This is a genomic window from Dethiosulfatibacter sp. (assembly GCF_983023055.1).
Genome location: NZ_CEZJXU010000420.1, coordinates 1 through 2,271, shown reverse-complemented (window position 1 = coordinate 2,271; position 2,271 = coordinate 1). Strand labels below are relative to the sequence as shown.

The window sequence follows — 2,271 nt, the reverse complement described above, 5'->3', positions numbered from 1 at the left end:
AATGTGTACTATATGCATGCATTACCTGCAGACAGAGGTAATGAAGTTGAAGATTCTGTAATAGACGGGGAACATTCCATAGTTTACCAGGAAGCGGAAAACAGACTTCATACTGCAAAAGGAGTTATGAGTCTAATATTGTAAATTTATACCGTAGATGATAGCTGAACATGTTCCCTGTTCACTCGGTACGATAATCTCTAATTGTTAAGGTTGATTATCGCACCTCGAATTCACGACCTCACATGTTCAGCCATCATCTACTAAGTTTGAGTGAATGTCTTAATCTTTAATAATCTCACAGTGAAATGTGAATCATATGACTGTGAGGTGACCTAGACAATTATCCTGGACCTAGCTGAAATTCAAGAATACAGAGATGTAATCCTATATTGAGGAGACGATATTATGAATAAGGTACCTGTTGTTGGACCAACCTATGAGGAAATGCTTCATCCCTGGAAGATTGATCCAAAAATAAGAAAAGCGGCTTTTGAAATGAAGACCAAGGACATGTTGCATCCTTTGAATCTATACAATATAACTTGGAGGAATATTAACGACGAAATTGCATATTTCATACTGCCTCCAAGCTTCACAGGAATTATGGCCAACATAGTTGTAATGTATGCCAAGGATTTTCCAACGGGAAGCCATAAGGTTGGACCAACTTATTCGGTTCTTACTGAAAAGACTGTCCTTAAAGAGGTTGATCCATTGAATCACAGACTAATATGGCCTTCCACCGGGAATTATGGTGTAGGTGGTGCTTGGGTTAGTTCCAGGATGAACTATGATTCCCTTGTAATTCTTCCAAAGGAAATGAGTCAGGAAAGATTTGATCTCATCAGGCTTTATGGTTCCGATGTAATAGCTACACCTGGATGCGAGTCTAATGTAAAGGAAATATACGACAAGACAAAGGAACTTAAGAATTTGGACCCTGAAAGGATAAGAATCCTGAACCAGTTTGAAAGCTTTGCAAACTACAGGTTCCACGAATATGTTACAGGAAATTCCATGGTGGAGCTTGTTAATGAGGAAAATATAGGAAATGGAGAAATATCAGCAGTTGTACTAACTGTTGGTTCGGCAGGAACAATAGCCTGTGGAGACCGTGTTAAGAGGAGCTTCCCTAATGCAAAGATTGTTGCAGGAGAACCTGTACAGTGTCCAACCTTGTCACTTAACGGATATGGTGGACATGACATCCAGGGTATAGGAGACAAGCATGTTACATGGATTCATAATGTAATGAATTGTGACGGTGTGGTTCAAATAGATGACATGGACTGTAAGAGAATGCTAAAGGTCTTCACTACAGAGGTTGGAAAGGAATACTTGAAGACTGTTCTTGGGGAGGAGACTGTTGAATTCATTTCCGACAAGATTGGAATATCAAGTGTTGCAAATATCATTGCTGCCATAAAGACTGCCAAATACTACGATCTTGATGAAGGGGACAATATCCTTACTATTGCCACTGATTCAATAGACAGATATCATTCTGTAATGAACAAAATGCCTGATATAGACAGATGCAGTGCCAAGAATATCTATGACAGGGTAATAAGATTTCAGGAGCCTTCATTCTTCTTTGAAGGAGGTATGGACAACAGAAGAAGATGGCACAATCTGAAGTACTATACATGGGTAGAACAGCAGGGCAAGACTGTTGAAGAACTTAACATGCAGATTAAGCAATCCTACTGGCTTGAAAAAGCAGACCTTGTAGTAGAAGCGGATAGACTTATTAAAGAATACAGGGAAAAACACAAGGAAGAGCTTAGGGAAATCATGGGTGTCTGAAATGTTTGACCTTGGCATAATAAATGGAAGAGTATATATTGACGGCGGATTCGTGGATACAAACGTATATATTAATGAGGGAACCATTAAAAAGATAGACAGGTGTATATTTGAATGTGAAAAGACTTTAGATGCAGAAGGAAAGCTTGTTCTTCCAGGATTTATAGATCCTCATGTACATTTCTCACTGGACCTTGGGGAGTTCAGTTCAAGGGACGATTTTGAGTCCGGGTCCAGAACTGCTGCCTTTGGCGGTGTCACCACATTTATTGATTTTACTAGACCTGTATTCAGTCATGAGGAAGCCTTGGTGGCAATAAGGGAAAGAAAAAAAGAGGCTGAAAAGTCATGTATTGACTATTCCTTTCACCTTACTCTGGGGAATTTCTCTGGAGATGTTGAAAACCTTGTAAAAACATGCAGGGAGGAAGGTCTTGGAAGCATTAAGGTATTTACAGCCTA

General features: G+C 39.5%; 2 protein-coding genes and 1 pseudogene. All 3 read left to right on the top strand.

Annotation, left to right across the window (positions count from 1 at the left end):
* Positions 1 to 144, top strand: a pseudogene (locus AC3AX0_RS11880) (ornithine carbamoyltransferase); the annotation flags it as partial.
* A 264-nt stretch (positions 145 to 408) separates the two neighbouring features.
* The gene (locus tag AC3AX0_RS11875) at positions 409 to 1,809 is read left to right on the top strand and encodes a PLP-dependent cysteine synthase family protein (protein ID WP_487550494.1); all 1,401 of its coding nucleotides are present in this window, start codon (positions 409 to 411) and stop codon (positions 1,807 to 1,809) included.
* A 1-nt stretch (position 1,810) separates the two neighbouring features.
* Positions 1,811 to 2,271, top strand: a 461-nt coding sequence (locus AC3AX0_RS11870) for an amidohydrolase family protein (RefSeq protein ID WP_487550493.1), incomplete at its 3' end; no start/stop codon positions are given.

Coding starts and splice junctions, on each gene's coding strand:
- AC3AX0_RS11875 (WP_487550494.1), top strand. CDS start 409: ATGAATAAGGTACCTGTTGTTGGACCAACCTATGAGGAAATGCTTCAT.